This window comes from Halomonas sp. 72 (genome assembly GCF_052379785.1).
GTDB classification, from domain to species: domain Bacteria; phylum Pseudomonadota; class Gammaproteobacteria; order Pseudomonadales; family Halomonadaceae; genus Vreelandella; species Vreelandella citrativorans.
The window spans coordinates 22,123-28,529 of the sequence record NZ_JBQSYY010000028.1 but is presented as its reverse complement, the minus strand read 5'-3'; the positions used below and the strand labels follow the sequence as shown (position 1 = coordinate 28,529).

General features: G+C 55.0%; 5 protein-coding genes. 2 read left to right on the top strand and 3 right to left on the bottom strand.

The window, feature by feature from the left end; all coding sequences use genetic code 11:
* The first annotated feature begins 244 nt into the window (after positions 1-244).
* Together ACT3T6_RS16820 and ACT3T6_RS16815 are read left to right on the top strand one after the other, a co-directional pair.
* Complete coding sequence (locus ACT3T6_RS16820) at positions 245-2,146, top strand: sensor histidine kinase (RefSeq protein ID WP_193054330.1); 1,902 nt, start codon at positions 245-247, stop codon at positions 2,144-2,146.
* Complete coding sequence (locus ACT3T6_RS16815; protein ID WP_087108598.1) at positions 2,139-3,521, top strand: sigma-54-dependent transcriptional regulator; 1,383 nt, start codon at positions 2,139-2,141, stop codon at positions 3,519-3,521. Before ACT3T6_RS16820 ends, ACT3T6_RS16815 begins: the two co-directional genes overlap by 8 nt.
* On the opposite strand, the gene ACT3T6_RS16810 is transcribed toward ACT3T6_RS16815, so the two are convergent.
* From ACT3T6_RS16810 to ACT3T6_RS16800, 3 genes are all read right to left on the bottom strand, one after another.
* On the bottom strand, positions 3,497-4,168 hold the full coding sequence (locus tag ACT3T6_RS16810) for a metal-dependent hydrolase (protein ID WP_087108596.1): 672 nt from the start codon (positions 4,166-4,168) through the stop codon (positions 3,497-3,499). The two genes, ACT3T6_RS16815 and ACT3T6_RS16810, sit on opposite strands and share 25 nt — an antisense overlap.
* A gap of 108 nt (positions 4,169-4,276) precedes the next feature.
* Complete coding sequence (locus tag ACT3T6_RS16805; protein WP_087108594.1) at positions 4,277-4,834, bottom strand: gamma carbonic anhydrase family protein; 558 nt, start codon at positions 4,832-4,834, stop codon at positions 4,277-4,279.
* Positions 4,835-4,942: 108 nt separating this feature from the next.
* The gene (locus ACT3T6_RS16800) at positions 4,943-6,283 is read right to left on the bottom strand and encodes a sodium-dependent transporter (protein ID WP_193054329.1); all 1,341 of its coding nucleotides are present in this window, start codon (positions 6,281-6,283) and stop codon (positions 4,943-4,945) included.
* Between the last annotated feature and the right edge of the window lie 124 nt (positions 6,284-6,407).

Sequence of the window (6,407 nt, the reverse complement as noted above, 5' to 3'; positions counted from 1 at the left end):
ATCTGAAATAATGCCATATCGTCATAATGCAGGGTAACTGCTCGCTCTTCAGGAGGCCTTCCTGACTCCAGCAACACTGCTATCAATGTGTATTAGTAGCCCAGAGGGCTAGCTTGAGGCACGGCGATCTCCTGCCTTATGATTGGTCATACCTATTAATGGATGCCTAGCGGATGATATTCCCCCACCTCGCCAACAGCGGGCAGCACGTGCGCTACGCCGCGCCCGTGGTAAGTAGCAGCGTATGAAGCCTCGCCGCTGGAAAGGTATATGGCTTGTTGCCATCACTCTAGGCCTTATACTCGTCATGTGGCAAGCCGCCCACTTGGCGCGCGAGCAAGCCATCTCTACCCTTCAGGAAGACGCCGAAAACGAGCTGCGCCTTTCTGTCGCCAATCTTAATGGCTATCTACTCCGCTACGACTATTTACCCCAAATGCTCGCGACGCGTGAAGGTGTCCAGCGCTTTTTGGCCTCTCCGGAAACCCAGAACGCCATGCCGCTTAACCTGCTGCTGGATCGTTTCCGCTTTACCGCAGGCGTTTCTGACGTTTACCTGCTCGACCGCGACGCCAACACGATTGCCGCCAGCAACTGGCATCGTCCCAATACGTTTTTAGGTCATAACTACGCATTTCGCAGCTACTACACAGAAGCCATCGCCGGACGGCAAGGGCGGTTTTATGGACTAGGGACCCAGTCACTGGAACGGGGCTACTTCTTCTCGGCGCCGGTATGGCTGGATGATACTTCGCCAGATGCACAACCCTCCGGTGTTATCGTCATCAAGGTGTTATTGGATGAAGTTGAAGAGGGCTGGGCTGAGCAAGATGCTGAGCTACTGGTGACCGATAATGACAATATTATCTTTATGGCCAGCCGCCCCGAGCTGCGCATGAATGCTCTCTATGCGCTTAGTGATGAACAACGTCAAACGCTTCGTGACACACGCCGCTACGCCATTGAACCACTATCTCCTTCAGGCATTAATATTGATGCACCTTATGGGCCAGACAGCGCACTGGTTAGTTTTTCTCAGGGCCCGCTTAGTAGCAGCCGTTATTTAAGCCTGACACGCCCCGTGGTGGAGTTTGGCTGGCACATGCATATTCTCAAGCCCTTAACACCCGTTGTCCGCGCTCAGTGGATCGCCGCACTTATGGCGGGTGGGCTTTACGGAATGATTGTACTTGGCGGCGGCATTGGCTGGCAGCGCCTGCGCTTGCGTCGTGAGCGCGAAGCGTTTGCTGAACGCGAACGGCACACCCTTGCTCTGGTGCGTGATGAGCTGGAAGCCAGCGTCGAGCGTCGCACTCACGACTTGGTGGCCAGCAACCAGCGCCTTTCCAATGAAATCGAAGAGCGTCGCCGCGCAGAAGCCAACCTGCGTCAAACTCAGGATGAACTCATCCAGGCCGCCAAACTGGCAGTCCTTGGCCAATTGGCAGCGGGCATCAATCACGAACTGAACCAGCCGCTGGCAGCCATTCGGGCCTATGGCGAAAATGCCCGGCGCTTTTTAACGCTTTCCCGAGTAGATCAAGCGGACGCAAATCTTGAGCAAATCGTTGATCTCACCAAGCGCATGGCCGATATCAGCGCACAGCTTCGTCAATTCTCGCGTAAAAGCAGTGAGCGACAGGAAACCATCTCTGTGCAGGCTTGCATCGAATATGCACTTCGCTTGTTCCAGGGTCGCCTGCGCGACGGGCATGTTACCGTTGAACAGCATTGGCCCAAGGAGACGCTGTGGGTAACGGGCGATCTGGTACGCTTGGAGCAAGTACTGGTCAACCTGATTAGCAATGCCCTGCACGCCATGCAAGAGACCTCAGAACCTCGGCTTATCTTGAGTGCGGCGCTGAACGAAAAGCAGGTCACCATTAACGTTATGGATAACGGCCCCGGCATTGGCGACCAGCACCTAACACAAATCTTTGAACCCTTTTTTTCCACCAAAGCACCGGGAAGCGGATTGGGGCTGGGGCTTTCCATCTCGTCGCGTATCATGGATGACTTGGGTGGCAAGTTGCAGGCCGTCAATCGCGATCCGACAGGCGCCTGCTTTATTATTTCACTACCTTTCACGCCGCCGATACACGCGCCTGTACCCTCGACTCAACAAGAGAACAATAGCCATGCATGAACCGTCGACACTGCCGGTCATGGTGATCGACGATGAGCCCCATCTGCGCATTACCGCCAGCCAAACCCTAGAGCTTGCCGGCTACACGCCCACCTGCTTTGCGTCAGCCGAGCAAGCCCTGGCGGCGCTACCCGCAGAGTTTCCTGGCGTGATTGTCAGCGACATCCGCATGCCTGGCATGGGAGGGATGGAGCTTCTGCATGAACTGCATCGTCGCGACCCTACCCTACCGATTATTCTGATTACCGGGCATGGCGATATTTCCACGGCGGTAGAAGCCATGCGTGCAGGCGCATGGGACTTCCTGGAGAAGCCATTTGCTGGCGACCAGCTACTCGATGTTGTGCGCCGCGGCATTGAAAAGCGCCAGCTTAGCCTCGAAAACAATCGTCTTAAGGCCGAATTGGAAGTACAGCGGGCTGCCCTTGGCCCGCGCCTGGTGGGGCGCACGGCGGTTATTTCTCGCTTGGCTGCGATGATTCAGCGTATTAGTCAGGTAGAAGCCGATGTGCTGCTGTTTGGCGAAACAGGGACAGGCAAGGACCTCGTGGCCCGGGCCATTCATGAACGCAGCGCTCGACGCAACAACCCCTTTATGGCAATCAACTGCGGTGCCGTGCCGGAAAACACCATTGAGTCTGAGCTGTTTGGGCATGAAAAAGGGGCTTTTACCGGCGCGATTGAACGCAGAATTGGTAAGCTTGAGCACGCTAACGGCGGTACTGTTTTCCTCGATGAGATTGAGTCGATGCCACTGGCTCTTCAGGTCAAACTACTGCGCGTCCTGCAAGAGCGCAGCATCGAACGGCTCGGTGCCAATGAAGCAGTCACGCTCGACATTCGGGTGATTACCGCCACCAAGGTGGATCTTAAAGTTGCCGCTGAAGAGGGGGGCTTCCGTGAAGACCTCTACTACCGGCTGAATGTTGTCACGCTGGCGTTACCCGCGCTGCGCGAACGGCGTGAGGATATCCCGCTTCTGTTTCAGCACTTTGCCGTCATTGCCGCCAATCGTAGCGGCCTGGAAGCTCCCACCCTGAATAGCCACGGTATCGCCGCACTGCTGGCCCATGACTGGCCTGGCAACGTGCGTGAACTACGCAACCTTGCTGAGCGCTACGTGCTACTTGGCGCAGCATTTGATTACCGCCTGGATATGTTGCTGGAAGGGGTAGCCACCGACACGCCAGAACCCACGTTACCGCGCCAGGTAGAGCTGTTTGAAAAGAGCCTGATTAGCCAATCGCTTGCCCGCCACCATGGCCGAGTCACCGATGTCTGCCGCCACCTGGGCATTCCGCGTAAAACGTTTTACGACAAGCTGAAAAAGCATGGCTTACAGGCCGACGATTACCGCCACAGCAGTGACCCCTGATGAAATAGCTCCATCAAGTCCGACCAGGGCGGCATCCAGGGAAGCAGCGTCAAGGTGGCAATCAGCATTAATAGGTTGGAAATGGGCCGACGGCTATCGCCGAGTTTGAGCGCAGTACCGAACGAGCGCTTAAGCCGCGCGCCCTCCAAATCCACGCTATACATCTCATCCAGCACCAGATGAATAATAAACCCCAGCAGCACGGCCATACCGTGTGTCCACGCTAACCCCGCAGGCTGAACAAGCAGATGAAAACTCAGCGCAGCCGTTAATAGCGAACATAGCCCGGCCGCCATCAGCGAGTGCCAAATGCCACGGTGAACCGTCAGTTTTGAGAACAGTATTCCCGCCAAATACCGCACCGAGAAATAAATACCGCCGCAAGCTACCAGCAACATGCCTGGCGTCAGCCATGACTCCAGCAACATTACGCCCACCACCAATGATGGCACGGAAAGAATATTAAAAATCAAACGGATAGAGCGTGATCGGTCAGCATCAATATCGGGCAAAATGCCGCCAAAGGCGACCAACGCCACGATTAGCATGGCTTGAGAATAAGGCCACCACTGGGCTTGCCAACCCGCGTACGCCATTAACATGCCGCCCGCAGTCGCTACCGTCATATGCGTGCGAAAGTTCGCCATGTTATCGCGGCATCCTGAAAAAACTGGATAAATTACCAGATTTTTTAAGATTACAACATGGCTAGTTCAGAAAAAAGGACGGCAAGCCAATATGTTAGCTGAACTTAATCATAAGCAGGCTTCGGCTAAAAATTGATCCTTAAGTTTTACGTAGTTACCTGCGGTATAGGGGAAGAAGGCCCGCTCTTTTTCTTTTAAGGGGCGTAGCGCCTTGGCAGGATTACCGGCGTAAACATAGCCACTCTCCAAGTGCTTACCGGGCGTGACCACAGCCCCAGCGGCAATGATCACTTCATCGTCAACCACCGCGCCGTCCATCACGATAGCGCCCATACCAACCAAAATACGGTTGCCCAGCGTACAGCCATGCAAAATGGCTTTATGGCCAATCGTCACATCTTCGCCAATCGTGAGTGGAAAGCCCTCCGGGTTAAACTCACTAGCGTGAGTAATATGCAGCACGCTGCCATCCTGCACGCTGGTACGAGCGCCAATACGAATCCGGTGCATATCGCCACGAATCACCGTCATTGGCCATACCGAACAGTCATTGCCCAGCTCAACGTCACCAATGACCACGCTTGCTGGGTCGATATACACGCGCTCGCCCAAGCGGGGCAAATGGCCTTTAAACTCTCTTAGCGCACTGCTCGCTGCCTCTTTCATTGCACTCTCCTAAAGAGCCTATTTCCAAGTACGTATTTCAAGTACCTGTTCCAAGTACATACTGCTCTATTGATGGCGGATATATCCATTCTCACAAGCGGCATAGCGCTATAAAAGCCCACTCAGCAAGACGATAAACGTCAGCGGAATCGAGACCCAGCGCACAATATTGCGCCATAGCAGGTAGCCACTTTCCCCGGCGCCTAACGCTTTCATTGCTCTCTTCTGCGGCATTATCCAGGCAGCAAACGTGGCAATCATCAAGCCACCCAAGGGCAAAAATATGTCTGGTGGAATACTGCTGACCAATTCAAAGATATTGCGTCCAAAGAGTGGCTGGAACTCCGCCAGGGTTGAGAAAGAGAACGCCGACAACAATCCCATGAGCCAAACACTTAGCGCGATGATCGCCGTTGCCATACTGCGCCGCAGCCCAAGCCCCTGAAGCGTCGCGACCATGGGCTCTGCCAGATTAATGGCCGATGTCCAGGTAGCGAGCAGTAACAACAGGAAGAATACGCTTAGCCAGAACGCGCCGCCAGGCAACTCAGAAAAGGCTATCGGCAGGGTCACAAACATCAGGCCCGGGCCCTCAGCCGGGTCCATCCCTTGGGCAAACACCACCGAGAAAATCGCGATACCCGCCAGCAACGCCACGCTAATATCCAGTACGGCAACGGCAAACGCCGCTTTAGGCAAGCTCTGCTCTTCCGGCATATAAGCGCCATACGCCATCAGCGCGCAGGCCCCTACCGCCAGAGTGAAAAACGCATGGCCCATGGCATGCAGCACCACGGTAGGTGTGATTGCCTCAAAGGAGGGTAAAAATAGCCACGTCAACGCCGTGGAGAAGCCCTCGGTGGTGGCAGCGTATCCGGCCAACAGCAACAGCAGCACGTACAGCAGCGGCATGAGTAGATTGTTAAGCCGCTCAAGCCCCTTAGCCACGCCAGCCGCCACCACGGTCATGGTCATAAACAAAAACAGAGAGTGGTTGAAAATCAAAAGCCCAGGGCTTGCTAAAAATGCATCGAAACCAGCGCCAATCTCAGCCGCTGTTGCCCCGTTAAATTGCCCGTTGATGGAGGCCACCAAAAACTCGATCGACCAGCCAGACACCACTGAATAGAAGGACAAAATACAAAAAACAGTAAATGCCCCAAAGAGCCCGAGCCAACGCCAATGCATGGAGGCCCCTGCTTCAGCAGCCAGCGCGCCCAAGGCCTGCAACGGACCACGCCGCCCAGCCCGGCCAATGAGAATTTCAGCCATCATGACGGGAATACCCAGCAGCAGCACAAACGCCACGTAAATTAATAAAAACGCGGCCCCGCCATTTTCACCCGCCACATAAGGGAAGCGCCAGATGTTGCCCAGCCCCACCGCAGCACCCGATATTGCCAGGATAAAGGCCCGCTTAGACCCCCAGCGCTCCAGCGTCTCGCTCATTATTGACTCCTGCCATCGTGGGCACTAAAAGGCGGCAAGACTAGCAGGCGCCTGCCAAGAGACCAAACCTTGCCATTGAAACAGCGCCCCTGTGCCCACACTGTTTAGCTATTATTACGCGTTT